We start from the raw sequence: 24,428 nt of genomic DNA, 5'->3' as shown, positions 1-24,428 counted from the left end.
GCTTTACACAACGTTTTCTCGATCCCCGTGAGACGTGGGTGCATGGAGCGCATTTCGCTCTCGAACTCGGCGTTCGAGGGAGACAACAACGCCTACCTCTTTGCCGACGGGCGGGAGACGGTACTGATCGATACGGGCGACTGGATGGCGACGACCCGCGAGCAACTCGAGGCGGCCTTCGCTGACCGCGGCCTCGCGTTCGCGGACGTCGACCGGATCTTCCTCACCCACTGGCACCACGATCACTGCGGGCTGGCCGGCGAGATCCAGGCCGAAAGCGGGGCCGAGGTGTACGTCCACGCGGACGACGCCGCGCTCGTCGAGGGCGACGAGGACGCCTGGGAGGAGATGCACGACCGCCAGAAGCGGTACTTCGACGAGTGGGGGATGCCCGAGGACCAGCAGGCGGTGCTCCTCGAGCGGATGGCGGACGGCGAGACGACGGTCGAGGCGCCGACCGTGACGACCTTCGAGGACGGCGACGTCTTCTCGGTCGGCGACACCGAACTCGAGGTCGTCCACACGTCCGGCCACGCTGCCGGCCTCAGTATGTTCGAGGCGGATCTCGAGGGCGAACGGCAGGTGTTCTCCGGTGACGCACTGCTCCCCGTCTATACCCCCAACGTTGGCGGCGCAGACGTCCGCGTCGAGAACCCGCTCGAGAAGTATCTCCGCGCGCTGCAGGGGATCGTCGACGCCGAGTACGAACGCGCGTGGCCCGGGCATCGCGATCCGATCGACGACCCGGCCGACCGCGCGCAGTACATCATCGACCACCACGAGGAGCGCTCGTGGCGCGTCCTCGACGCACTCGACAGACTCGGTCCCTGTGACACCTGGACGGTCAGCGCCGACCTGTTCGGCGATCTCGAGGGCATCCACATCCTCCACGGCCCCGGCGAGTCGTACGCACATCTGGAACACCTCGAGCGGGCGGGGACCGTGGTCCGCGAGGGACGCGAATATCGGCTCGCCGACGGCGTTTCCGAGGAACTCGCGGCGACGGAGGAGGAGCGCTGGGAACTCGAGTACTGACACGGGTTTCGGTACTCTCGCCGCAGTAGTCCACGGTTCGACCGCGCTCTCGTCGTGCGTACCGGTATCTCTGACGACCGAGTCACTATTACGAGTATACGTTGAATCGGTAGCATGGATACGTTCCAGAACACGGGACAACCGGACTGGGATTGGTGGGGGCGGCTGTGGCCGACTCCCGGTGCGACCCTCCGTCGCCTCGGGGTCGCGTCCGGCGACACGGTAGCCGAGATCGCCTGTGGGAACGGGTATTTCTCGTTACCCGCAGCCCGGATCACCGAACCGAATTCGGTGTACGCGCTCGATATCGACGAGTCGCTGCTGGACGAACTCACCGCGCTCGCCGAGCGACAGAAGATCGAGAACGTCGTGACGCTTCGGGGTGATGCTCGAGAACTGACGCGGCACCTCCCGGAGCCCGTCGACGCGCTCGTGGTGGCGAACACGTTTCACGGGATCGAAGACAGGTCGCGCTTCGTCGAACAGGCGTTCGAAGCGATCCGTCCCGGCGGCCAGTTCGTCATCATCAACTGGCACGACTTGCCCCGCGAAACGACTACCGTCGCGGACGAGCCGAGAGGCCCGCCGACCGAACTGCGGATATCCCCCGACGAAACGGCGGGTATCGTGCGAGATGCGGCCGAGTTCGACGCGACGGAACTCGTCGAGTTGCCGCCGTATCACTACGCGATCCGATTCGAGCGATAGGACACGACGAGAGACCGTACGCGACGGCTCGAGCCGATCTTATCGGTGTAGTCGAACGAGCGCCGATGTAGCTCTCAGTTCTCCATCGACGGGACGGGAACGCTGTTCAGCGCGCCCTCGACGATCGACCCCGGATCGACGTCGCGGACGTCGGCCTCCGTCGTCAGGACGATCCGGTGGTCCAGCACGGGATGGACGACCGCGTGAACGTCTTCCGGGGCGACGTAGTCGCGACCCGCGATCGTCGCCCGGGCGCGACTCGCCTCGAACAGCCGCTGGAGACCCCGCGGCGAGATCCCGACCTCGACGCGCTCGTCCTCGCGGGTCGCTCGAGCGACGTCCACCAGATACTCCTGCAGGGCCGGATCGACGGTGACCGACTCGGGAACGGTCTGGAGGTCGAGCACCGCGTCGCGATCGACGACGCTGCCGACGTCGGGGGTCCGGGCCCGTCTGTCCGCGCGGCGACTGATCAACTCGAGTTCGCCGTCCCGGTCGGGGTACCCCATCGTCGTCTTGATCATGAACCGGTCGACCTGTGCCTCGGGGAGGGGGAAGGTCCCTTCCTGCTCGACGGGATTCTGCGTCGCGATGACGAAGAACGGCTCCGGCAGTTCGCGGGTTTCGCCGCCGATCGAAACCTGCTTTTCGCCCATCGCCTCGAGCAGGGCGGCCTGGGTCTTCGGCGGCGCGCGGTTGATCTCGTCGGCCAGGACGACGTTCGTGAAGATGGGTCCCTCCTCGAACTCGAACTCGCCGGCGTGTTCGTCGTAGACGTGCGTGCCGGTGATATCGGCCGGGAGCAGGTCCGGCGTGAACTGGATCCGCTTGAAGTCGAGATCCAGCGCCGTGGCCAGGGACTGCGCCGTGAGCGTCTTGCCGGTCCCGGGGACGTCCTCGAGGAGGACGTGCCCGTTCCCGACGATCGCAGTGAGGATGGTCTCGAAGCGTCGTTGCTCGCCGATGACTGCGGTCTGAATCTCCGTGAGGACGGCCGAACAGGTCTCGGCGGCCGCAGAAACGTTCATACACCGGGTGAATCGCCCGACCACCATATACAGTCCGGCCGATAGGTCGATCCCCGTCGGACCGAGGGATCGGGAGAACGTCGGTTCCGGGACCGTGGAAGCTATGATCCCGCCGAGGGCTAGGTATTCGTATGCATACGGGAGTCTGCGGTTCCGGAGGGGGAATCGCACCGTGATCGACGACGTCGAGGAGCTCCTCGAAGAGATCGGGTTCGATCCCGAGACCAGCGTCCTGACGTACCGACAGGCACAGGTCCTCGCGTTGCGCGAACGCGACGTCTCGCAGGCCGACATCGCCGAGGCGCTCGGGACCTCGCGGGCGAACGTCTCCTCGATCGAGTCCAGTGCCCGCGAGAACGTCGCGAAGGCTCGCGAGACGGTCGCGTTCGCGGAGGCGCTCCGGGCGCCGGTTCGGGTTCGCGTCCCGTCCGGCACCGATCTCTACGACGTCCCGCAATTGGTCTACGCCGCCTGCGACGAGGCGGGGGTCAAAGTCGATCACACCGCGCCGGACCTGATGAAAGTCGTCAGCGACGCCGCTGGGTCGGCCGTCACCGGTCGGCAGGTGTCGACGCCGCTGATCGTCGGAGTGACGTCGGAAGGAATGGTTCGCGTTCGCCATCAGGATTGAGAGCGATACCGTTGGAGCTCCGTGTCTCCGTGTAGTGGCGCAGCAGTCGGCGTCGCGCCCTCAGTGGCCCGCCGAGACGAAATGGAGGCCGACGATTCCGACGACGATGACCCCGATGAACGCCAGCCGGGCGGTCGTGACCGCTTCGTCGAACAGCACGATCCCGAGCGCTGCCGTCCCGACCGCCCCGATCCCGGTCCAGACCGCGTAGGCCGTTCCGATGGGGATGTCTTCGACGGCCTGGCCCAACAGGATCAGACTCACGACCATCGCGATGACCGTTCCGACCGTCGGCAACGGTTTCGAGAACCCCTCCGAATACGCCAGCCCGATCGCCCACGCGATTTCGAACAGTCCCGCGACGAACAGGAGCGGCCACGACATGGTTGCTAACGCCTCTGCGCTCGCCGACCTATAACACACCGATCTCTGATCGCCGCTCACAGTGAGGCCCATCCGATTCCCCGACTGATTTGTACGGCCCCGCCGTCGACTCCGGTATGGACTTCGACCTCGACGGGAACAGCGCACTGGTAACGGCCTCCTCGAGCGGTCTGGGATTCGCGAGCGCTCAGGCGCTCGCCGAGGGGGGTGCGAACGTCGCGATCTGCGGTCGGGACGAGAAACGACTCGAGGACGCCCGCGACGAACTCGCTGAAACGGCGACGGGCGACGTCATCGCCGTTCAGACGGACCTCACGGACCCCGCCGACGTCTCACACCTCGTGAGCGAGACGGTCGACGCGTTCGGCGGGATCGACCACCTCGTCACCTCCTCGGGCGGCCCGCCCAGTACGACCTTCCGCGAGACCGACGAACAGGACTGGTACCAGGCCTACGATCTGCTGGTGATGAGCGTCGTCTGGACCATCGAGGAAGCGCACGACCACCTCCTCGAGTCCGAGTACGGATCGATCACCTGCATCACCTCGCGGACGGTACAGGAGGTCGCGGACGGACTGCTGCTCTCGAACTCGGTGCGGCGGGGCGTGATCGGACTGGTCAAGACGGTCTCCCGGGAGTTCGCGCCGGACATCCGGGCGAACGCAGTCCTGCCGGGCACGATCGAAACCCCCAGAATCGAGGAACTCATCGAGGCCGGCGTCGAGCGCGGGACCTACGACGATTACGAGGACGGGCTCGTCGAACTGGCGAGCGAGATCCCGATGGAACGCATCGGCGAACCGCGGGAGCTCGGCGACGTCGTCGCGTTCCTCTCGAGTCCGCAGGCGAGTTTCGTCAACGGAACCGAAATCCCGATCGACGGCGGACTGTTGCGGAGCTAAGCGGGCGTATCCGGCCGGTTGTCGACAGGGAGTCGAACTGGACATTATTTCAACCTATACGAGGTAATACCAACTCCCTACAGATATGCCTCCGATCCGAAATTCCCTCGCGGATCTGACCGCCGCACGGTTTCGAACGGCGGTTCTCGTCGGGCTCGGTTCGATTCCGTTTACTATCGCCCTTTCATGGGAGTCAGCGCCGTCGTCGGTTTCGGGCACGGCCGTGTTCCTCGCGGGGTTACTCGTCGGATTCCACTGCGGCGATCGATCGGCCGAGAATCACCGGGTCGGCCCCCTCGGTGGATACCGCTACGGCAAGCGCCCGTCGGAAAGCTGCCGCGCCGGTGTCCTCACTGGCCTCGTCGGCTCCGTCCCGGCAGCGATCTGGCAGCCTCGCCCGTTGCTCTCGAGTCTGTGGCTCGAACTGAACGAGAGTCTCGTGGCTGTTGTCGTCCTATTCTCGATCGCGGCCGTCATCGCCGTCGGAGCTTTCGTCCTGCTGGGGGTAGTCGGTGCGACAGTCGGCGAGTGGCTGGCCGAGCGAGTGGACCGGGTGCGAGACAGGGCAGCGTTGCGACCGAGCACGGACGCCGCCGGCCCCGGCCGGTGGCGGTACGTCGCGGCGTACGTCCTCCTCGCACCGATCGGGTTGCTCTCCGCGTTCGAGGTGTGGCCCGCCGTCGGCGTCGGAACTCCCGTCGCTGTGGCGTCACTGTTCGTGCTGGTCCCGCTCTCCCTCGTCGCTTTCGGTGCGCTCTCAACGGCCGTAATCGTCCATCGAAAGGTGGAACGTGACTGGATGCCAAACTACTGGGTGTACGTCGGTACGCCGCTCATCGGGTACGCGCTCGTCTATTTTGCTGCGACGCTTCATCGATGGGGGAATCCGTCCGGTGATGGCGTGTTCGGATTCCTCGTTGCACTCTGGCTCTCGTCGATCGTGTACCTCACCGACAGACACCGGCACGTCGGCGCTCCCTGAACCGCGTCGTTCGGCTCGCGGTTCGACAACTCGCAGTCAGTCAGCCGAAATCTCGCAGGTTCCTTCGTACGCCACGTCACTGACGGATTCGATTTCCGGGTCCTCTCCGCAGACCGGACACGCCGGGTTCGGCTGGACGGGGACTTCCTCGAAGCTCATGTCCATCGCGTCGTACATCAGCAGGCGGCCCTCGAGCAGTTCGCCCTTCCCGAGCAGGTACTTGACGACCTCGGTGGCCTGAATGCAGCCGACGGTCCCGGGGAGGACGCCGAGCACGCCCGTGGTGGCACAGTCGGGGACGGTACCGGGCTCGGGGGCTTCGGGGAAGACACACCGGTAACACGGGGGCGAGTCGTCGCCGCCGCGCTCGTTGGTGAAGGACGTGATCTGGCCCTCGAAGCGGTAGATCGCGCCGTGGAACAGCGGCGTCTCGGTCAGGACGCAGTGGTCGTTGAGCAGGTACCGGGTCGCGAAATTGTCGCTGGCGTCGAGGACGATATCGTACGCCGAGACCAGTTCGTCGACCGTCTCGGGCGTAACGCGGACCTCGTGGGTCTCGACGTCGATGTCCGGATTCAGCGCGGCGACGTAGTCGGCGGCGCTCTCGACTTTCGGGCGGCCCACGTCGGCGTCGCCGTGGACGATCTGGCGCTGCAGGTTCGACCGCTCGACGACGTCGTCGTCGACGATTCCCAGCCGGCCGACACCGGCGGCGGCGAGGTACTGAATCGCCGGCGAGCCGAGGCCGCCCGCACCGACGATCAGGACGGATCCCTCGAGCAGCCGTTGCTGGCCCTCGGGCCCGATCTCGTCCATGATGACGTGTCTCGAGTAGCGATCGAGTTGGGTCGAATCGAGGCGCAGGTCGCTCATAGAGACACGTTGGCACGAGAGGGAGAAAAGTCCGCGGGTCGATTCTCGTCGATCCCGTGACCGGGTTCGCGACGATTCCGTGGTCGATGCGACGACGCGTGGTCTCGGAGAGGTGGCAGGACCTTCATCGACCCGACCATTTAATAGTGTGGTGTGCCTTCACACACCTATGGCAACCTCACCCACTGATGCCGGTGACGACGTCATGGACCAATTCCTGTCCGATCGCGGTCACTCCGTCGAACGAGTAGGGTGGGAGCAGGAGTATAACAAGAAGCAGTGTCCGGAGTGTGGCGGCCTCCACGACACGTCAGCGACGTCCTGTACTGTCTGTGGCTGGCAACCGGCGCCGTAGTCGGGTTGCGACGGGGCCGAACGCTACTGTTTTGTGAGTGGTCGACGATCACTGTTCGGCACGTAATGCGACGGTACTCCTCGGGTGTAGCACCGTTTTTATCAACATCAATTCGACACAACTATAATGTGTTGTTCTGTATAGTCGATTGACACTACTATGCCGGAATGCCAGAACTGTGGTGGGTTCGTCACGGAGGCGTACGCCCGCGTATTCACTCCCCGCGATGTCGACGATCCGCGCGTCTGTCCGGACTGTCAGGACAAAATTCGTGACGGTGCCGACGTCCGAGACGCCCGCTCTCCCCGAGATCCATAACCGCCGATTTCTGTCGAAGAAAACCCACGTCACTTATGGGTATCGCGCTCCTGTTCAGCTACAATGACTACGACGGACACGACGGTTACCCGCCTGTTCGGTGGTCCGGGAAGCGGCAAGACGACTGCCCTTCTCGACCACGTCGAGGAAATCCTCGAGCAGGACGGCGTCACCTTTCGAGATATTCTCGTCGTCTCGTACACACGAGCGGCAGCGCAGGAGGTTCGGGAACGCCTCGCCGACCGGCTCGACGAGAGTCCCCGTGCCCTGCAGGGCAACGTCTGTACGATGCACGCGAAGGCCTACGAGCTGCTCGACCTCTCTCGGAGCGACGTTATCGGCGAATCCGATAAAGAGGAGTTCTGCGAGGAGTACGGGATCGAATACGAAGACGAGTATTCGGGCGCCGGCCGCCGTACTGCGCGCTCGACCACGATCGGGAACAAGGTCATCGCGACGAGCCAGTGGCTCCAGCGGACCAGTCGCGAGGTCGCCGACTGGTACGACGTCCCCTTCCAGTGGGACGAAGAGGAGGTCCGTCTCCCGCCCGAGATCGACCCCAACGCTCAGGAAGGCAACAAGTACACCCCCACCTGGCCCAGCGACGACGACCGGATCGACGTCCCCGAAGCGATCCGCGCCTGGCGCTCCTACAAGGGCGAACACGGCAAGATCGGCTTCGCCGACATGCTCGAGCGAGTCAAGCAGCGCTCGCTCCTGCCCAGCGTCGACTACCTGGTGATCGACGAGTTTCAGGACATTACCACGCTGCAGTACGACGTCTACGAGGAGTGGAAACCGCACATGAAGCAGGTCTTGATCGCCGGCGACGACGACCAGGTCGTCTACTCCTGGCAGGGCGCCGACCCCGCGCTCCTTCTCGAGGAAGAAGTCGACGAGGACATCATCCTCCCGAACTCCTATCGACTCCCTTCCAACGTCCTCAACGCGGTCAACAAGGAGATCCGTCACATCGATCAGCGCCAGGACAAGGACCTCAAGCCCCGGACCGAAGGCGGGGCCGTCGAGGCCCGCACGAACGGCTCGATGCTCGACGTGGTCCGGATGGTTCGCCGCACGCTCGTCGAGGGCGATGGCACGATCATGGTGCTGTTCCGGGCCCGCTACCAGATGTTCCAGTTCATCGACGAGTTCATCACCGAGGGCGTCCCCTTCACCTCGCTGACCGACCAGCGGATGTGGACCGACCGGCTCACCCAGTACGTCCGCGCGGTCGAGGCGATCGACGCGGGCGACGACGTCACCGGCCTGCAGGCTCGGCGGCTCGCCGACATGCTCCAGGAGTCGGCCTTCGGTACCAACGAGCGCGACGCCCTCTTCGACGAGATCGACGACCGGCAGGAAGAGGCGGGTATCGAGGACCTCGAGGATCTCATGATCCCCGCCGACGTCATCGAGGATCACGCCCCGTTCATGCCCGGTCCAGGCTCGGCGGCCGACATGCTCCGGAAGGTCACCAACTTCCAGAAGAAGAGCGTCCGATCGTACTTCGCGATCGGCGAGTATCAGGGCATGGCGACCGACCGCGTCCGCGTCGGCACGATCCACTCCGCGAAGGGTCGCGAGGCCGACCACGTCTTCGTCGGAACCGACCTCACCGAGAAGGTCGTCGAGCAGATGGTCGCCACCGTCGACGACCCCACGGACATCCCCAACTGCGAGGAGTTCACCAAGACCACCTCGCCGGTCCCCGTCCTGACCGACAACGAACGCCGCGTCTTCTACGTCGGCATGTCCCGCGCCCGCGAACGGCTCGTCCTGCTCGAGAACCTCGTCGACGGCGCGCCGACGCTCCCGATCGACGTCCTGCTACAGAATCGGCTGACCGACTCGACCCTCGAGGAGCTGATCGAGCAGGCACAGGAGCCCGTGGCCGACGCCGATGCTGACGCAGACGAGGTCGAGGCCGAAGCCGAAGCGCCGTGACTGGTGGGAACGGCCGCGGTGTCGGCGGGGATCGATCCGCAGACAGCGTCGAATCCGTGCTCGAGCGGCGCGACCACGCGGCCAGCGTCGTTTCTGCGATCCTCTCGGAGCGCGACGCCGCCGCGTTCGTTCACGTCGGGACCGACCGCGATCCGGGGATCAGGTATACCTGTCCAGCACCGGCCGCTGGACGCACCGCAGTCGCGTACCTCCGCGCCGAAAAGGAGTGGGTCGTCCAGTCCGCCGACGATGAGGTGCGGGGCGATCCCGCCGAGCGACTCGCGTCGTCGCTCGCCGACCGCGGACTCGAGGGAACGATACTGACCCCGCCCCGGGTGCCACACGACGCAGCACTCTACCTCGAGCACGCGGGCTTCGAGCTGGCGTCGACGGACGCCCTCGAGCGCGCTCGAGCGACGAAGACGGTCGGCGAGCGAGATGGAATCGCGGCCGCCCAGCGGGCGGCGAGTGCCGGAATCCGGCGAGCGGCGTCGATCCTGGCCGATGCGACGGTCGTCGACGGGCGACTCGAGATACCCGAGAGCGACCGCTCCGATCCCGAACCGCTGACACCCGCTCGGTTGCGGATCGCTATCGACGAAGCCATCGTCGAAGCGGGTGCGTTTCCGGCCGGTACCACTGCCGTCAATCCCGACTCGAGTGACGGGACCGACGCGGAACCGCTCCGACCCGGCGAGCCGATCGTCCTCGAGGCAGCCCCGCGCGGACCGACCGGCTACTACGGCGGACTGGTTCGGACGCTGGTCGTCGACAGCGACGGCGGCCGCGAACGACGGGTCCACGTCGCTGTCACCCAATCGTTCCGCTCGGCGCGGTCGATGCTGACCGCCGGGACGGAATCGGTGACGGCCGTCGAGGCCGACCTCGAGGCGGAGGTTCGTTCGTTCGGGTTCGCCGAGGGCGACGCGATCGAAACCGACGTCGCCGGCGTCGGGCTCGAGCCCCGGGAGCGCCCCGTCGAGGGCGGCGACGACGTCGGCCCCGGAACGGTCGTCCGAATCGACGTCGCCGGGCAGGTCGGTGCGGACACCCGAATCCGGATCGCCGACGTGCTGGCGGTCACGGGCGAGGGCGAGCGACCCGACTGGCTCGCAGCGCCGTCGCAGTCGCTCGAGCCGGCGGCACTGCTCGAGTGATCGACTCGCCGGCCGTACGACGGCGGAATCAGTACGCGATCCGCGATCGGTAGCGCTACGACGCGTTCTCGAGCACGTCCGTCACCCAGACGCGATTCGGATCCGCCGTCTCCTCCATCCAGTCGATCAGTCGCTCCCGCATCTCTCGCCGGACGTCCCCGTACGCGGGATGGTCGATCAGGTTCCGCAACTCCGCCGAGTCCGTCTCGAGGTCGTACAGTTCGTCGATATCGGGACCGTTGTAGACGTACTTGTACCCCGCCGTACGGACCATCCGCTGACTGTAGAGACCGAACTCGTCGCCGTGGTACTGCGCGAACGCCGAGTCCGCCCACTCGGTGTCGGCCGGCAGGTCGCCGTCGTTCTCGAGGATGGGAACCAGACTCCGAGAATCGAAACTGTCGGGTGGGGAGATGTCCGCGAGATCGAGAAACGTGGCCGCGAGGTCATGCAAGTGAACGGGCGTGTCGCACGTCGAACCGCCGTCAGTTACGCCCGGCCAGCGGATCTGCAGCGGAATCCGGTAGGTGTCGTCGTACATCAGCGGGCCCTTGTTGAACTGGCGGTGGCCCCCGACGAAGTCGCCGTGGTCCGAGGCGTGGATCACGACCGTCTCGTCGGCAAGCCCCTCCTCTTCGAGCGTCTCGAGGATCCGCTCGAGCTGGTGGTCGATCAGCGTGACGAACCCCCAGTACTTCGCGACGGCCTCGGCCCACAGCTCCCAGTCGAAGTCGGTGACGCCGCGGTAGGCGAGGTAGTTCTCGTGGACTTGCGGTTTCCCGTCGTAGGTTTCCGCGTAGCTTGCGGGCGGCTCGATCCCGTCGGGGTCGTACATCGAGGCGTACGGTTCCGGAACGACGTAGGGGTGGTGTGGTCCGTAGAAGTCCGTCCGGTGGAAGAAGGGTTCGTCCCGGTTGCCGTCGGCGTGAGCCTCGATCGCGTCGATGGTCCGTTCCGCGAGGAAGTAGGCCCGCGTGTCCTCGACGTCGACGGACGTCTTCGCGGCGACGAACGTTCCGTCGGAGCCGTCTCTGGGATCGTCGCCAGTATAAATCTCGTCCTCGAGAGCGGCCTCGCCGACGGGGGTCCCCCGTTCCTCGCGATATTCGCGGAACGCCTCGTCGATGTCGTCGTGGTGTTTGTCGCTGCCCCCGAGGTACGAAAAGCCGAAGTCTGCGGGGGTCTGGTCGCGGCCGGCGTGCCACTTCCCCGTGTAGGTGAGGTCGTATCCCGCGGTGACGAGTTCCTCCGAGAACGTCGGCAGGTCGTCGGGGAGGTCCGCCAGAATCGCGTCCGGTTCGTGGCAGTTGTTCAGCATCCCGTGGCCGTGGGGGAACTGGCCCGTCAGCAGCGAGGCGCGAGCGCTCGAGCAGATACTGATCGGCGTGAACGCCCGCTCGAAGCCGACTCCCTCCCCGGAAAGCCGGTCTATGGTCGGAGTCTCGACGGGTTCCCCATCGGGTGCGCTACAGTCGTATCGCTCCTGATCGGTGAGGACGAACAGGACGTTCGGGCGGGTGTCGGCGTCGGCCATCGGGCGAGGTACACCCCCACCGCAGTTAAGGGTGGGACCTGCAGTGGGTGACACCGCCGATCGGCGGGGGATAAGCCAGCGGCGTGTGAACCCGACCGTTCATTAAACCGGCGTCCGACGACTCACGCGTGCCGGGGGCGTACTGTGGTGAGTGTGAATGGCAGTACCGAGCCGAGGAGGACGAGGCGGGCGACTGCAGTCGCGCGATGATCGACCACTTCGTCGAGACCGGTCACTCGCCGGTCGAGCGCTGCGACGCGGCAGATCGGCTCTCGAACGACGAAGGAATCGAGTCCGTGACCGAACCGAACGAACGCGCGCCCGATCCGTCGAAAAAGCAGTAAGTCGACCGTGTCCCCTCCCCGTCAGCCGAGGAGGTAGCGCAGCCACGGTCGCTGCCGGACGAACGCCGTCTCTTCGAGGTAGGCGTCGACGCCGAGGATCCGGCCCGCGGCGAAGACGCCGACGATCACGAACATGAGGAGTCCCAGCAGGTCCCCGTTGACGTAACCGTGCGCCCAGTCGGCGTTGCCCAGGTAGAACAACGTCATCAGGACGCCGCCGAAGAAGGCGGCGAGGCGCACGAGCGCCCCCAGGATGAGTCCCAGCCCGATGAGGAATTCACCGAGGGGAATCATCACGTTGGTCACCTCGAGCAGCCAGGGCGTCCCGGCGACGACCTCGAAGAGGCCGGCGATGGGCGAGGAGGCGTTCTGCAGGTAGCCGGCCGCGTCGAACGGCTCACCCGCGACGAACGCGAACTTGGTCCACCCCGAGTGGAGGAACCAGTAGCCGACGAGTAGCCGCACCGCCACCAGCACGTAGCCGGCGACCGAATCGGCGTACTCGAACTCTTCCCGCCTGCCAAGCCACTGGACAGTGGCTTCGTTAGTTGTCATTGGGCTTCACCTCACAGGTGATGATTGGCACTCTCAGGCGTTAATACACCCTCTGATTCCTGTCTCTCGGGAACTGGCTCCAGTCGACCCATGCGATAGAGGGTGTTTAAGAGGTGCAGGCGAACCGGTTCGCCTACGCGAGGTCGTCGAACGTCGGCCGCTCGAAATCGCCCGGGAATTCGTCGACCGGGACCTGCGTCTGGTCGCCCGATTCCATGTCCTTGATCGTCACCTCGTCGTTCGCGAGGTCCTGTTCGCCGACGATGACGACAGTTTCGGCGTTAATCGAATCCGCGTAGTCGAGCTGGCCGCCGAACGAGCGCCCCGCGATGTCGGTCTCGACGACGTGACCCTGCTCGCGCAGTTCTCGGACGATCCGGGCCGCCTCCGCCCGCGTGTCGCCGATCTGGAGGACGTAGTAGTCGGTCTGGATCTCCTCGTCGGGCCAGACACCCGCCCGCTGCAACAGGAGCGACAGCGTCGCGTGACCCGGCGCGACGCCGACCGCTGGCGTCGGCTGGCCGCCGAACCCTTCGATCAGGTCGTCGTAGCGGCCGCCGCCGAAGATCGATCGGGAAACTTCCCCGGCCGAGTCGAAACACTCGAAGACCACGCCCGTGTAATAGTCCAGCCCGCGGGCCGTCTCGAGCGAGACGGTACAGTACTCGCGGGCACCGAAATCCTCGGCGGCGGCGAGCACGTTCCGGAGGTTCTCGACGGCCGCCGTCACGCGCTCGGTATCGGCGAAGGCCTCGACCTCGTCGAGATCGCCGTCGGCGATGAGGTCGTCGAACTCGACGGCCTGGTCGGCGGTCAGCCCCGCCTCGATCAGCAGGTCGTGGTACTCCGCCCGCGAGATCTTGTCGGACTTGTCGACCGCACGGATCGCCGCCTCGGTGTCGACGTCGGTATCGTAGCTCTCGAGGACGCCGCCGAGGATGTCCCTGTGGGAGATCCGGAACTCGAAGTGCTCGCCGGTGAGTCCGAGGTTCGTGAGGGCGTCGGCCGCCCACGCGAGGATCTCGGCGTCGGCTTCGGGCTCCGACGAGCCGAAGATGTCGACGTTGGTCTGGTAGAACTCGCGATAGCGACCCTGCTGGACCTGCTCGTAGCGCCAGAACGGCCGCGTCGAGACCCACTTGATCGGCTTCGAGAGCTCCTGTTGCTTGGCGACGACCATCCGGGCGACCGTCGGGGTCAGTTCGGGCGTCAACGTGACGTGGCGCCCGCTCTTGTCCTCGAAGGAGTAGAGTTCGTCGACGATCTCGTCGCCGCTCTTGTCGGTCCACATCTCGGCGCGCTCGACGGCCGGCGTCCCGATCTCGCGGAAGCCGTATTCGCGGGCGGTTCCCTCCAACACGTCGATGGTCGCCCGCCTGGCGGACATCTCGCCGGGATAGAAGTCACGAAAGCCCTTGATTCGGTCGTACATGGAAACTCGTTCGGCGACGCCGAACTTCTATCCTTCCGTTCGGAGGCGACCGAGCGACCGCTCGGGGTTGCCGAACGTTTGGTTCAGCAGTCACGTTCGTTAGTTCGATATTCCTGGTCCTGAGACCGTCCCGTAAGTTGATACGCATCTGTCCCGGACTTCGACTGTGCAACGCGTAGCCGACAACGACGATTGGGTCGCGGACGTCGGCGAGCAACTGCCGATCTCGCCGCTCTCGGCCCTCGGCCTCTTTCTCGCCGCGATCATCGGCATTCGACTCGCACTCGAGCACGTCTCGACCCGAGCCCTGCTCGAGAGCGTCTTCCCGCTGCTGGCCGCGACGGCGGTCGTCTTCGCCGATCGGTGGCTGGTGGCTCGAGACGTTTCGCCGAGGGATCGGCTCACCGTCTTCGGCTACGGGCTCGGCGGCTTTCTCGCGGCGTTTGTCGTGACGGCGCTCCACCTCTACGTGCTGTATCTCGAGGGCACCGGTGCGAGAGCGCCCCTGTACCTGCTTCTGATGGGTGGCACCGTCGGCGTCGGAGCGGGCACCGTCGCCGGCATTTACGAGATCCAACAGCGGGCCGCCGTTCGCGAGGCGGAGCGACAGAGCGCACGTCTGGAGGAGTTCGCGAGCGTCGTCAGCCACGATCTCCGGAACCCGCTCAGCGTCGCCCAGGGGCGACTCCGGGCGTCGTTCACGAGCGGTGATCCGGTACACTTGCAAGAGGTCGACGCGGCGCTGACCCGGATGGACGAACTGATCGAGGAGACGTTGTCGGTGGCTCGCAGCGGAACGCAGGTCGAGGATCCACACGACGTACCGCTGGTCGAACTCGCGAGCGAGGCCTGGACCGTCGCGGAGACGGGCGAGGCCACCTACGAGACGGTCGGGAACCGAACGCTCCAGGTCGACCCGCTCCGAGCGAAACAGCTCTTCGAGAATCTCTACCGAAACGCCGTCGAACACGGCCGCGAGGACGTCCACATCCGCGTCGGGCCGTGTGACGGCGGCTTCTTCGTCGCGGACGACGGCCCCGGGATCCCCGAAGACGAGCGGGACGAAGTCCTCGAGCAGGGGTACTCGACGTCCGAAGAAGGCTCGGGGCTCGGCCTCGCGATCGTTCGCGCCATCGCCGACGCCCACGGCTGGCAGGTCACGATCGTCGAGAGCGAGGAGGGCGGAGCCCGGTTCGAATTCACTAGCGGCGGCTGAACGCGGGGTCGGCCAGCTGCTGTTCGCCCCGGGCGCCCCTCATCGGACGTCCGTCACGTACGTCTGGTGGTGATCGGGGAAACACTCCTCGATCGCCTCGGGACCGTCTTCGGCGGCGATAATCGACCGGAGCTCAGCCTCGTAATCGGCCCGGTCGATCTCCTCGCTCGGCCCGACGGTCACGTCCAACCGCGCCTCGACGAGCCGATCGACGGCCGATCGGCCGAAGCCCGACAGCGGCGCGATGTAGTCGACGTCGTGGCGATCCTCGAGGCTCTGGGCCTGCGCCCGCGAGACGGTCGGGACGCGGTCGTCGCGGCGCGTCCCGTCGGCGATCGCGTCGAACGCTCGGTCCGCGAGCTGTTCCAGCGCGTGCGTGTGGACCAGTTGAATGCCGTTGCGCGGAAAGCCGTCCTCGCGAATCCGGTCGGCGGCCTCGCGGGCGACGTCTGGGTCGCACTCGAGCCGTTCGAAATCGAAGCCGGCGGCGTCGGCCGTCTTTCGGGCGTGCTTCCAATCGTCACTGACGCCGAAGTGAGCCGTCAGTAGCGTCACGTCGTAAAAGTCCTCGAGCAAGAGCGCGGCGAGCGTCGAGTCCTTGCCGCCGCTGTAGAGCAGTCCGAGCTCCATCACCGGCGCTGAATGTCGAAGCTCTGCGAATCGGGTTTCAGCTCCTTGAGGAGCTGTTTCATCTTGTCGTCGTCGATCTTCCCCTGAATGCGGCCGCTCCGGGCGAGACTGACGACCTGTCGCTCGACCTGCTCGCCGAACTGGGGCTTGCTCATCTTGACGGTGTTGAGCCGCTTGCGAGCCTCGTCGGTCAGGTGCTGGCGGAGGACGGCCTTCTTCTGGGCCTCGGCCTGCTGCTGGGCCGCTTCCTGCCCGCCCTCGCCCTGGGACTCGGCGCGGTCCTGTAGCTGTTCCATTTTTTTCTGTCGGAGCTCCTCGAGTTTTTCGTCGTCCGGTGAACCACTCATCGTTACCTCCCACTTGTCCGGCTGGCGGGAAAATGATTACGGACGACGGTAGCGATGGCTCTGAGCGGTGAAACCGACGCGAAAACGAGTTCCGTACTTACGCGTAGCGCTCGAGTTCCGGACGGTCGAGTTCTTCGAGGACGTCGCCTGCAGTCTCGTCGAGGAGGCTTCGTCCGTCGGCGGTGATCCGGCGACCCTCGCCCTCGGCGGTCTCGACGAGATCCTCTTCCTCGAGCTGCTGGAGGATCGTTCGGATCAGGTTCTTCGAGCCGTCGACGCGCTTGTCGGGTGCGACTCGGTAGCGGTTGGAGCCGCCCTTCGCACCGCCGTACTCGGTCGAAAGTCGTTCGACGCCGACGGGGCCGCGGTCGGCGACCTTGCGCAGGAGACTCGCGGCGCGAGTGGCCCAGAAGTCCTCCTGTTCTGGCGGCAGTTCCTTGTCGACACCGCTCTTGGCGAACTTGCCCCACTCCGGTTCCTCGAGTCGATCCGCGAGATCGTCGGCGAGCGCCTCGATGAGGTCGTCCGCCGGAACGTCGTACATCGTAGCCATTGGCGTGTGATTCCCGTCGGCGGCATTTAAGACCATCGTATCTCCCCGCTCCGGGAGCGGCCCGGACCGTTTTTCGCCCTCGAGTCGAAACGGGGTGTATGGACGAACGCGCGGCCCTGGGACTCCTCTCGGACGAACTCGAGGGGGCCGGCGACGATGCAGCCGTCGTCGACGGACTCGTCGTCACGACGGACATGCTCCACGAACGGACTGACTTTCCGGACGGCACGACCCGGTACACGGCCGGCTGGCGCGCCGTCGGTGCGTCCCTCTCGGACGTGGCCGCGATGGGGGCCCCGGCGACGGCCGCAGTCGCCGCCTACGCCGCACCGACCTTCGACCGCGACGAACTGCTCGCGTTCGTTCGCGGCGCACGCGACGTCTGTGATCGCGTCGACGCCGAGTACGTCGGCGGCGATCTGGACGGCCACGACGAGTTCACCGTGTCGACGACCGCGATCGGTCGGACCGACGACCCCGTTCTCCGGAGCGGGGCCCGTCCCGGTGATGTCGTCTGCGTTACCGGGACGCTCGGACGGAGCGCTGCTGCACTCCGCCTGTTCGAGCGCGGGAACGTCGACCGCGCGAACGATCTCTTCCAGTTCGAACCGCGGATCAGCGCCGGTCGGGCGCTCGCCGCCCGCGCGAGCGCGATGATGGACTCCAGCGACGGACTGGCCCGCTCGCTCCACCAGCTCGCCGAGGCCAGCGATTGCGGGTTCGCGATCGAGTCGGAGCGGATTCCGATCGACGACAGCCTCCGCGACGTCAGCGATGGCGACGACGACACGCTCGAGTCGGCGACGACCTTCGGCGAGGACTTCGAACTCGTCGCGACGCTTCCGGAAGCGGCGGTGCCGGCGCTCCGAGAGGCGACCGACGTGTCCCTATCGGTGATCGGATCGGTTCGGGAGAGCGCGGACGGAATCACGATGGACGGCGAGCCGCTCGCGGACCAGGGCTACACGCACGGTGACTGACTGCGGTCCGGATACGCACGGAGACTACACTACGGGCCGGTGACCACAACTGGAATCGGCATGAAACAGAGCAATCCCAGGCCGAACGTGACGGCTCCCAGAACGGACCGTCCGAGATCCAGTCGGTCGTCTCGCACCGGCGTTGCGGGCCCCATCGACGCGAACAGCGTCGTCAAAAACCCCCAGATGACCCAGACGCCGACCGTGTTCAGGTTGTACTCCTGGAAATAGTAGAGATAGCCGGCGAGCGCAAACAGCGCGCCCGGCACGAGCGCCGCGATCGTCTCCTGGAAGTCACCGACCATCGCCCGGAGGATGTGGCCGCCGTCGAGTTGGCCGACCGGAATCAGGTTGAGGAAGGTAACGAACATTCCGACCCACGCGCCGACGACGACCGGATTCACGCTCGTCGCGGGATCGTTCCGGTACAGCGGCCGATCGAACCCGGCCGCCAGCAACTCGAGCAGCGGTGGATACCCCAGTTCGATCCGTATGGCGTTCGGATCCTGGACGACCGCCTGTGAGACGGTTACGGGCGGGAGGTGGAGCCCGATCACGGTCACGACGACGGTCGCGACGAGGCCGGCCAGCGGCCCGGCGACGCCGATATCGAACAGCGCCTTGCGGTCGGGCATCCGGCCTTTCATCTTGATGACCGCACCCATCGTCCCGATGAGCGTCGGGACCGGAATGAAGTAGGGAAGCGAGGCGTCGACCTGATGATATCGACTCATCACGTAGTGGCCCATCTCGTGGACGCCGAGCACCCCGAGGATCGCGACGGTGAACGGCCAGGCCCGCCAGATCGCCGCCGGGTCGGTGAACGGATCGATCTGGTACCACATCGCGCCGGCAAAGAGCGTCGAACACACCGTCGCGAACAAGAGTACGAGGTTCGTCCACGGAATCCCGTCGACGCCGACGGTCGTCGGCTCGGCGACGAGGACGTACTCGCCGTGTCGCGTCTCGAGGTTCGCGTCGTACCCGTGAGCACGGAACTCGGGCCAGAGCTCTTCCATCACCCGGTTAGGGTTTGTGAGCGGGTCACCGTAGTACACCAGTCGGTCGTCCTCCCGGTGAACCTCGTAGATCGAAAACACCGACTCGATACGATCGATCGGCGGCCCGTCCTCGAGCGAGCGTCCGCCGCGTCCCGCCGCGCCGAACCCGGACCGATCGACATCGTCCATCATCAGTGATTCATGATCGCACGGTATAAAACGACTGTCGTCGGCAGGGCCGACCGTTTCTCGGGACCGAACGGGGGCGTCAGCGCTGGGACGTCTCAGAGTGGATCGTGCCGGCGTCGGTACCGCCGGCACGGGAGCGAAAGCGGGGATACTCGTCGGGGCGGCTCGAGTTCGTACTCGCAGGGAGGTCAGGCGGGGGCGACGCGCCACGTGGTCGCGCTCGTGTACGACCACTTCTCGATCTCGAGGTCGCTGACCGAGTCCGAGAGCTTGGCCATCAGCGCGCCGATCTCTTTGGGAGACATTCCGACGTCGTCGGCGATGAACTTACCTTTGAAGTACAGCTCACCGTCTTCGGCACGTTCGCGCAGGTAGCGTTTCAGGCGGATTTCCTTGCTTTCCGTGGAGGTTTGGGCTGTCGTGCTCATCGACATCTGCCCATTGTTGGGGATATCTGTTATAAACGGAGGATGGTTAGCCGCATTTCGATTGTCTTCAGCGATCCGGACGGTAATAGACGTTTTACTCTCGATTATAAAACCATTAACGGTGACTTCAGAACCGCCGAGATATTTTAAAACAGCTGCTAACGTATTATCTCCGTTTCAATATTGATCTCGAATATAATCTCATCTTTCCAGACCGGTACGCTATTTCAGCGAGGTCATTGAACGAACGGAACGCTCAGGATCGTTCGTGGACCCAGAATTCGTCCTCGATCGTTACTTCCTTTTTGAACAGCGGAACCTCGTCTTTCAGCCGGTTGATTCCGTCCTCGACGGTCCGAAACGCCTCTTCTCGATGGCCTGCGAGCACGACGACGAAGACGATGTCCTCGCCGTCCTCGACGATCCCCGTTCGATGGTAGAGTTCGACGTCGAAAATTCCGTCTCGTGCCTCGAGATCGGCTTCCAGTGCCGCCATCCGCTCGTCGGCGACGCCCTCGTACTTCTCGAACTCGAGGTACTGGGTGCGTTCGTCGTCCGCGCTGTCTTTGGCGCGGACTCGCCCGGTAAACGTCGCGATCGCGCCCGCCCGATCGGCTCGCGGCGATCGTTTGACGCGAGCGACCAGCGACTCGAGGCTCTCGTGGGGTTCGGTCGACTCGAGGGCCGTCACGAGATCGTCGAGCTCGAGATCGCCGGGTCCGCGGACGGCGGCGAGAACCGTCTCGTCGCCGTCCCGCTCGGTCGCAGCGGCCGAGCCCACGGCGATCGAGGGATACTGAAGCATCGGAACGCCCACGACGACTGCGTACTCGCAGTCGGTCGCCAGACTATCGAGCGCGTCGTCGACGGACATCCCCGTCCCCGAGGCGGTCCAGTCGCCGTCCACGCCCAGTTCGTACGTGACGTCGCCGCCGAGCGTCGTCGACTCGCGTGCGTGCGTCCCGTCCGCGATCGTCGCGTCGTACCTGACGACCCCGACGCGCCCCCGTTCGGCGAGCCGATCGACGACTCGATCGACGACGTCCTCGAGCGCGTCGTCGTCGGCCCCCTCTTCCCGAACACCGAGTACGTGCATAGTCGACGTAAGGTCGGGTCGGACTTTGTAGCTGTCGCCCGAAAGCCCCGCGCTGAGCGGTCGCGACCGCTCAGCGCGCCCCTTTCAGTCCCACCCAGCACCGCACGGCTTCAGTCCTACCAGGGCAGGTGGCCCGGGATTTTGACCGTGCACGGTGAACGTTCGATATGTCCGTTCGAATCGGCTTCACGGGCGACGTGATGCTCGGACGACTCGTCGACGATAGCCAGCGACGTCGGTCGGACGACGCCGTCTGGGGGACCGTTCGCGAGCGGTTACGGGGCCTGGACGGACTGGTGATCAACCTCGAGTGCGTGCTCTCGCCCCGCGGGCGAGAGTGGCAGCGCACCCACCGTCCGTTTCATTTCCGGGCCGACCCGGACTGGGCGATCCCGGCACTCGAGGCGGCCGGCGTCGACGTCTGTGCGCTGGCGAACAACCACGTCCTCGACTACGAGGAGGGAGCGCTACGGGACACGATCGATGCGCTCGAGGAAGCCGAAATCGCCCACGCGGGTGCCGGTGAGACGATCGACGAGGCGCTCGAGCCGGCGGTTCGGACGATCGACGGCTCCGGCGCGGACGGCCACGACGGACTCGACGTGGCGGTCGTCTCGTTCACCGACAACACGCCGGAGTACGCCGCCGACGAGGAGTCGCCGGGAACGGCCCGGATCGAAATCGACGAGTCGCGACGCGACTCGCGCAGTCGGACGCGGTCCGCCGACGACGTCGACGACTCCGAGACGAGACGACTCGTGGGTGACGCGCTCGGGCGCGCACGCGAGACGGATCCGGACCTGCTGGTCGCCTCGCTGCACTGGGGGCCGAACATGGTCACGGAGCCTCCCGAGTCGTTCCGGGCGTTCGCCCGCTGGCTGGTCGAGGAGGGCGTCGACGTCGTTCACGGCCACAGCGCCCACGTCTTTCAGGGCATCGAGGTCCACGAGGGGAGTCCGATCGTCTACGACGCGGGCGACTTCGTCGACGACTACCGGGTCGATCGGGAGTTACGGAACGACCGGAGCTTCCTGTTCGTCCTCACCGTGACGCCCGAGGGCCGCCCGACCGAACTCCGATTGCATCCGACCGAGATCGACGACTGTGCAGTGGCCGAGGCGAGCCAGGACGCGGCGGCGTGGTCCCGCGATCGAATGCGCGAGTTGTCCGAACCGTTCGGCACCGAGTTCGATCGGGACGGCGACGCGCTCGTCCTCTCCCTCGAGCGGTGACGGGGAGAGACGGCGGCGGGTCTCGAGGGGTGTGTCACCACGCCGTCCGGGCAGTTGACAACCCTTAAGATAGCAACTCCGCTACACCGGGGTAGTATGAAAGTGGTCGTCTCTATCGGCGGGAGCGTCCTCGTCCCCGAGCCGGGCGCGGATCGGGTGGCCGAGCACGCTGGCGTCATCGAAGACCTCATTTCGGAGGGGTGTCGGATCGGTGCCGTCGTCGGAGGCGGCGGCGTCGCTCGCGAGTATATCTCGGCCGCTCGAGACCTCGGAGCGAACGAAATCGAACTCGATCAGCTCGGGATCGACGTCACGCGACTCAACGCTCGCCTGCTCATCGCCGCGCTGAGCGAGGAGTCCGTGACCGCACCCGCGCTCGATTACGAGGAGGCCAGCGAGGCGCTCCGCCGGGACGATATCTGTATTATGGGCGGTGTCGCGCCGGCCCAGACCACCGACGCCGTCGGGGCCGCCCTCGCGGAGTACATCGACGCCGACCTGCTCGTCTATGCAACGAGCGTTCCCGGCGTCTACAGCGCCGATCCGAACGAGGACGACGACGCGACCAAGTACGACCACCTCTCCGCGGCGGAGCTGGTCGACGCCATCGCCGGCCTCGAGATGAACGCCGGCGCGTCCGCACCGGTCGACCTCCTGGCGGCGAAGATCATCGAGCGTTCGGGAATGCGAACGATCGTGCTCGACGGCACTGACCCGGAGCGGATCGCGCGTGCGGTCCGATTCGGCGACCACGAGGGGACGGACATCGTCCCTGAGGGTGCCGGCGCGGAACCGACCTACTGGGCGAGTGACGAAGAATGAGTCCCGACGGCGACGCCACCGAAGCGACGGCAGATTCCCCGGAGTCGGACGCGATCAGCCCCTACACCCTCCAGCGCGAGGAAGCGAGCGAAACCCGCCACGCGTTCTGGGCCGATACGGTTGCTGATCGGGTAGAAGAACGAAACCCGGACGAGCCCATCGTCGTCAAGGGCGGCATCTCTCCGTCGGGCGTTCCCCACCTCGGGAACGTCAACGAGATCATGCGCGGCTACTTCGTCGCCGAGGTGCTGCGCGATCGCGGCCACGATGTCCGGCAGGTCTTCACCGCCGACGACCGCGACCCGCTCCGAAAACTCCCGCGGACCCTCTGTGACCTCGGGGGGAACCTCGTCGATCTCGGCGAGGTCGACGCGGGCGCGCTCGGGCGCAATCTCGGCGCACCTTATACGGACATCCCGGATCCCTTCGGCTGCTGTGACTCCTACGGCGACCACTTCGCGACGATCATCCAGGACAGCGCGGACGCGGTCGACGTCCCGATCGACATGGTCTCGAACACCGACCTGTACGAGTCCGGCGAGTTCGAGGACGTGACTCGATTCGTGCTCGAGCATCGGGACCGCGCACGCGAGGTCCTCTCGAAGTATCAGGACAAAGTCGACGAGGACTACATCCCGTTCAACCCGATCTGCGAGGAGTGCGGGAAGATCACGGAGACGGTGACGAGCATTGATTTGGACGGCGAGACGCCGACCGTCGACTACCGCTGTACCGATATGGACGCCGGCGACCAGACCATCGACGGCTGCGGCCGCGAGGGTACCGCCACGCTGCGCGAGGGCAAACTCCCCTGGCGCTTCGAGTGGCCCGCCCAGTGGCAATTACTGGGCGTCGACTTCGAACCCTTCGGCAAGGACCACGCCGAAGGCTCCTGGCCCAGCGGGCAAGACGTCGCCCGGAACGTCCTCGAGATCGAGCCCCCGGTCCCGATGGTCTACGAGTGGTTCACCCTCGAGGGCGAGCCCTTTTCCTCCTCCGAGGGGAACGTCATCCTCGTCTCGGACGTCCTCGAACTGCTCGAGCCCGAGGTGCTGCGGTACTTCTTCGCGAAGGACCCCGCGAAGGCCCGGGACTTCAGCATCGAGCGACTCGATCAACTGGTCGACGAGTTCGACCGGCTCGAGGCGACCTACTTCGGCGAAGTCGAGGCCAGCGAGGACGAACAGGCGTTCGCCGACCGCGTCTACCCCTTCGTGGTCGAAGAGCCTCGAGAAGAGCGCGTCCGACTCCCATACACCTTCGCCGCGGTGCTCGGCATGACCGACGACCCCGACCTGCGCGAGGAGATCGCCCGGCGCGAGGGCCACATTCCCGAGGACGCCCCCGAGTGGGCCGTCGAGGGTGCCCTCGAGCGGGTCGAGCAGGCCCGCAACTGGGCGCGTCGGACGGGCAACGAGTTCGATTACGAACTCAAGCGGACCGCGATCCCGGAGCACGACTTCGATGCGGACACCGAGGCCGCGCTCGCGGACCTGGCCGACTTCATCGAGGCGGGCCACGACCCCGAGGAGATTCAGGGCGAGATCTACGAAGCCGCGAGGCGCCACGACGTCGACGTCGGGGACTTCTTCGCGGCGGGTTACCGGCTCTTCTTCGACGAGGAGCAGGGCCCGAAGCTCGGTCCGTTCCTCGCGAAGGTCGACCGGGAGTTCGTTGTCGGGCGGCTTCGCCGCGAACGCTAACACGCCCGGATGGCCGGCCGGACAGACAAAAGCCATTTGAGAACGC

The 24,428-nt window shown here is 65.8% G+C and carries 27 protein-coding genes; 15 read left to right on the top strand and 12 right to left on the bottom strand.

Features of this window, described 5'->3' with window-relative positions; all coding sequences use genetic code 11:
- Nucleotides 1-42 precede the first annotated feature (42 nt).
- On the top strand, nucleotides 43-1,035 hold the full coding sequence (locus tag LDB05_RS13085) for an MBL fold metallo-hydrolase (RefSeq protein ID WP_226004435.1): 993 nt from the start codon (nucleotides 43-45) through the stop codon (nucleotides 1,033-1,035).
- 114 nt (nucleotides 1,036-1,149) lie between these two features.
- Nucleotides 1,150-1,743 carry a class I SAM-dependent methyltransferase gene (locus tag LDB05_RS13080; RefSeq protein WP_226004434.1) on the top strand — a complete coding sequence of 198 codons (594 nt, stop codon included), beginning with the start codon at nucleotides 1,150-1,152 and terminating at the stop codon, nucleotides 1,741-1,743.
- 74 nt (nucleotides 1,744-1,817) lie between these two features.
- Here the strand turns inward: LDB05_RS13080 and LDB05_RS13075 are convergent, their stop codons facing one another.
- On the bottom strand, nucleotides 1,818-2,771 hold the full coding sequence (locus LDB05_RS13075) for an AAA family ATPase (RefSeq protein WP_226004433.1): 954 nt from the start codon (nucleotides 2,769-2,771) through the stop codon (nucleotides 1,818-1,820).
- A gap of 172 nt (nucleotides 2,772-2,943) precedes the next feature.
- Between LDB05_RS13075 and LDB05_RS13070 the strand changes: the two genes are divergently transcribed.
- Nucleotides 2,944-3,402: a Tfx family DNA-binding protein gene (locus LDB05_RS13070; RefSeq protein ID WP_226004432.1), complete on the top strand. Its 459-nt coding sequence runs from the start codon at nucleotides 2,944-2,946 to the stop codon at nucleotides 3,400-3,402.
- A 60-nt stretch (nucleotides 3,403-3,462) separates the two neighbouring features.
- Here LDB05_RS13070 and LDB05_RS13065 read toward each other — a convergent pair whose 3' ends face one another.
- Nucleotides 3,463-3,786, bottom strand: a complete 324-nt coding sequence (locus LDB05_RS13065) for a DMT family transporter (RefSeq protein WP_226004431.1) — start codon at nucleotides 3,784-3,786, stop codon at nucleotides 3,463-3,465.
- A gap of 116 nt (nucleotides 3,787-3,902) precedes the next feature.
- On the opposite strand from LDB05_RS13065, the gene LDB05_RS13060 reads away from it, so the two are divergent.
- Both LDB05_RS13060 and LDB05_RS13055 read left to right on the top strand, forming a co-directional pair.
- Nucleotides 3,903-4,688, top strand: a complete 786-nt coding sequence (locus LDB05_RS13060) for an SDR family oxidoreductase (protein WP_226004430.1) — start codon at nucleotides 3,903-3,905, stop codon at nucleotides 4,686-4,688.
- An 85-nt stretch (nucleotides 4,689-4,773) separates the two neighbouring features.
- Complete coding sequence (locus tag LDB05_RS13055; protein WP_226004429.1) at nucleotides 4,774-5,670, top strand: DUF5518 domain-containing protein; 897 nt, start codon at nucleotides 4,774-4,776, stop codon at nucleotides 5,668-5,670.
- Nucleotides 5,671-5,706: 36 nt separating this feature from the next.
- Here the strand turns inward: LDB05_RS13055 and ubaA are convergent, their stop codons facing one another.
- Entirely contained in the window at nucleotides 5,707-6,543 is an 837-nt protein-coding gene (gene ubaA, locus LDB05_RS13050; protein ID WP_226004428.1) for an SAMP-activating enzyme E1, read from the bottom strand.
- 169 nt (nucleotides 6,544-6,712) lie between these two features.
- On the opposite strand from ubaA, the gene LDB05_RS13045 reads away from it, so the two are divergent.
- The 4 genes from LDB05_RS13045 (at nucleotide 6,713) to LDB05_RS13035 (ending at nucleotide 10,320) form a co-directional block, all read left to right on the top strand.
- On the top strand, nucleotides 6,713-6,898 hold the full coding sequence (locus LDB05_RS13045; RefSeq protein WP_226004427.1) for an HVO_0416 family zinc finger protein: 186 nt from the start codon (nucleotides 6,713-6,715) through the stop codon (nucleotides 6,896-6,898).
- 159 nt (nucleotides 6,899-7,057) lie between these two features.
- On the top strand, nucleotides 7,058-7,216 hold the full coding sequence (locus LDB05_RS23600) for a DUF7563 family protein (protein WP_425498567.1): 159 nt from the start codon (nucleotides 7,058-7,060) through the stop codon (nucleotides 7,214-7,216).
- Between the two features lie 63 nt (nucleotides 7,217-7,279).
- On the top strand, nucleotides 7,280-9,163 hold the full coding sequence (locus LDB05_RS13040; protein ID WP_226004426.1) for a UvrD-helicase domain-containing protein: 1,884 nt from the start codon (nucleotides 7,280-7,282) through the stop codon (nucleotides 9,161-9,163).
- Nucleotides 9,160-10,320, top strand: a complete 1,161-nt coding sequence (locus LDB05_RS13035; protein ID WP_226004425.1) for a M24 family metallopeptidase — start codon at nucleotides 9,160-9,162, stop codon at nucleotides 10,318-10,320. Before LDB05_RS13040 ends, LDB05_RS13035 begins: the two co-directional genes overlap by 4 nt.
- Nucleotides 10,321-10,375: 55 nt before the next feature.
- On the opposite strand, the gene LDB05_RS13030 is transcribed toward LDB05_RS13035, so the two are convergent.
- A complete protein-coding gene (locus LDB05_RS13030) occupies nucleotides 10,376-11,854 on the bottom strand; it encodes a sulfatase family protein (protein WP_226004424.1) in 1,479 nt (492 codons plus the stop codon).
- Between the two features lie 128 nt (nucleotides 11,855-11,982).
- Here LDB05_RS13030 and LDB05_RS13025 point away from each other — a divergent pair, with 128 nt between their 5' ends.
- Nucleotides 11,983-12,198, top strand: a complete 216-nt coding sequence (locus LDB05_RS13025; protein WP_226004423.1) for a hypothetical protein — start codon at nucleotides 11,983-11,985, stop codon at nucleotides 12,196-12,198.
- A gap of 21 nt (nucleotides 12,199-12,219) precedes the next feature.
- Here LDB05_RS13025 and LDB05_RS13020 read toward each other — a convergent pair whose 3' ends face one another.
- The gene (locus LDB05_RS13020) at nucleotides 12,220-12,753 is read right to left on the bottom strand and encodes a DoxX family protein (RefSeq protein WP_226004422.1); all 534 of its coding nucleotides are present in this window, start codon (nucleotides 12,751-12,753) and stop codon (nucleotides 12,220-12,222) included.
- Nucleotides 12,754-12,886: 133 nt separating this feature from the next.
- The gene (gene hisS / locus LDB05_RS13015) at nucleotides 12,887-14,185 is read right to left on the bottom strand and encodes a histidine--tRNA ligase (protein WP_226004421.1); all 1,299 of its coding nucleotides are present in this window, start codon (nucleotides 14,183-14,185) and stop codon (nucleotides 12,887-12,889) included.
- 166 nt (nucleotides 14,186-14,351) lie between these two features.
- Between hisS and LDB05_RS13010 the strand changes: the two genes are divergently transcribed.
- Nucleotides 14,352-15,401, top strand: coding sequence for a sensor histidine kinase (locus LDB05_RS13010; RefSeq protein WP_226004420.1), 1,050 nt, complete (start codon nucleotides 14,352-14,354; stop codon nucleotides 15,399-15,401).
- A gap of 39 nt (nucleotides 15,402-15,440) precedes the next feature.
- Here LDB05_RS13010 and LDB05_RS13005 read toward each other — a convergent pair whose 3' ends face one another.
- The 3 genes from LDB05_RS13005 to LDB05_RS12995 form a co-directional block, all read right to left on the bottom strand.
- Entirely contained in the window at nucleotides 15,441-16,031 is a 591-nt protein-coding gene (locus tag LDB05_RS13005) for a DUF7411 family protein (protein WP_226004419.1), read from the bottom strand.
- Nucleotides 16,031-16,378 (bottom strand): DNA-binding protein, encoded by a 348-nt coding sequence (locus LDB05_RS13000; protein WP_226004418.1) that lies wholly within the window; start codon nucleotides 16,376-16,378, stop codon nucleotides 16,031-16,033. The genes LDB05_RS13005 and LDB05_RS13000 overlap by 1 nt, the downstream gene beginning before the upstream one ends.
- A 97-nt stretch (nucleotides 16,379-16,475) precedes the next feature.
- Complete coding sequence (locus LDB05_RS12995) at nucleotides 16,476-16,931, bottom strand: 30S ribosomal protein S19e (RefSeq protein ID WP_226004417.1); 456 nt, start codon at nucleotides 16,929-16,931, stop codon at nucleotides 16,476-16,478.
- 98 nt (nucleotides 16,932-17,029) lie between these two features.
- Here LDB05_RS12995 and thiL point away from each other — a divergent pair, with 98 nt between their 5' ends.
- A complete protein-coding gene (gene thiL, locus LDB05_RS12990) occupies nucleotides 17,030-17,911 on the top strand; it encodes a thiamine-phosphate kinase (protein WP_226004416.1) in 882 nt (293 codons plus the stop codon).
- Nucleotides 17,912-17,940: 29 nt separating this feature from the next.
- On the opposite strand, the gene LDB05_RS12985 is transcribed toward thiL, so the two are convergent.
- From LDB05_RS12985 to LDB05_RS12975, 3 genes are all read right to left on the bottom strand, one after another.
- Nucleotides 17,941-19,101 carry a site-2 protease family protein gene (locus tag LDB05_RS12985; RefSeq protein ID WP_226004415.1) on the bottom strand — a complete coding sequence of 387 codons (1,161 nt, stop codon included), beginning with the start codon at nucleotides 19,099-19,101 and terminating at the stop codon, nucleotides 17,941-17,943.
- Nucleotides 19,102-19,289: 188 nt separating this feature from the next.
- On the bottom strand, nucleotides 19,290-19,535 hold the full coding sequence (locus tag LDB05_RS12980) for a DUF7123 family protein (protein WP_226004414.1): 246 nt from the start codon (nucleotides 19,533-19,535) through the stop codon (nucleotides 19,290-19,292).
- A gap of 250 nt (nucleotides 19,536-19,785) precedes the next feature.
- Nucleotides 19,786-20,625: a molybdopterin synthase gene (locus LDB05_RS12975; protein ID WP_226004413.1), complete on the bottom strand. Its 840-nt coding sequence runs from the start codon at nucleotides 20,623-20,625 to the stop codon at nucleotides 19,786-19,788.
- Nucleotides 20,626-20,792: 167 nt separating this feature from the next.
- On the opposite strand from LDB05_RS12975, the gene LDB05_RS12970 reads away from it, so the two are divergent.
- The 3 genes from LDB05_RS12970 to lysS all read left to right on the top strand — a co-directional run bounded on the left by LDB05_RS12970 (nucleotide 20,793) and on the right by lysS (nucleotide 24,382).
- Nucleotides 20,793-21,857, top strand: a complete 1,065-nt coding sequence (locus LDB05_RS12970) for a CapA family protein (RefSeq protein WP_226004412.1) — start codon at nucleotides 20,793-20,795, stop codon at nucleotides 21,855-21,857.
- Nucleotides 21,858-21,953: 96 nt separating this feature from the next.
- Nucleotides 21,954-22,679, top strand: coding sequence for a UMP kinase (pyrH, locus tag LDB05_RS12965; RefSeq protein ID WP_226004411.1), 726 nt, complete (start codon nucleotides 21,954-21,956; stop codon nucleotides 22,677-22,679).
- Nucleotides 22,676-24,382: a lysine--tRNA ligase gene (gene lysS, locus LDB05_RS12960; RefSeq protein ID WP_226004410.1), complete on the top strand. Its 1,707-nt coding sequence runs from the start codon at nucleotides 22,676-22,678 to the stop codon at nucleotides 24,380-24,382. Before pyrH ends, lysS begins: the two co-directional genes overlap by 4 nt.
- The last annotated feature ends 46 nt before the right edge of the window (nucleotides 24,383-24,428 follow it).

The organism is Natrinema salinisoli (assembly GCF_020405205.1).
Classification (GTDB): domain Archaea; phylum Halobacteriota; class Halobacteria; order Halobacteriales; family Natrialbaceae; genus Natrinema; species Natrinema salinisoli.
This window is presented reverse-complemented; position numbering and strand designations above follow the sequence as displayed.